At 41.2% G+C, this 653-nt stretch carries 1 protein-coding gene; it reads left to right on the top strand.

Annotation, left to right across the window (positions count from 1 at the left end; translation table 11 throughout):
* Window positions 1-103: 103 nt before the first annotated feature.
* Window positions 104-653, top strand: a 550-nt coding sequence (locus EIZ48_RS28575; protein ID WP_205298650.1) for an IS4 family transposase, incomplete at its 3' end; no start/stop codon positions are given.

Raw genomic sequence — 653 nt, 5'->3', positions numbered from 1 at the left:
ACTTGTGAATCCCCACAAAATACCTTTGTAGTTCAATAAGTAGACACGCACCTTACCTTCTGATCTAATGAATTCACCACAAACACAAAAGATTGAAAGCAAGATGCGTGATATTCAAATWCTACACGAGTCGCTGGAAAAACAATGCCCTAACATTCACAAAAAGAGACTCCAATCACTCATGGACTCAGTGCAATCATTGCTTAGCAATGWTGCACTTACGCTTACTTTGCTTGGGCGCTCACTTCCTTCAAAGGCCAAAACCAAACACTGTATTAAGCGCGTTGACCGTTTATTAGGTAATAATCACCTTCACCACGACAGACTCGATATTTATCGGTGGCACTGTCATCAATTTTGTTCGGTCAATGCACAGCCTATTGTCTTAGTCGATTGGGCTGATATCCGCGAATATGAACGACTCATGGTACTAAGAGCATCTATTGCTGTAGATGGTCGTTCTGTTACGCTTTTCGAGCAAACTTTTACTTTCAAAAACTACAACTCTCCACGTAGTCATCAACAGTTTCTCRATAACTTTAAAGCTGTTTTACCCTCGCATGTCATCCCTATCATCGTGACTGATGCTGGCTTTCGGAATACATGGTTTAGACAAGTTAATGACATGGGTTGGTGTTATCTTGGACGCGTAA

Origin of the sequence: Photobacterium alginatilyticum (assembly GCF_009910675.1) — a bacterium.
Classification (GTDB): Bacteria; Pseudomonadota; Gammaproteobacteria; order Enterobacterales; family Vibrionaceae; genus Photobacterium; species Photobacterium alginatilyticum.
The sequence above is the reverse complement of the archived record's forward strand: the minus strand, read 5'-3'. Positions and strand labels throughout refer to the sequence as shown.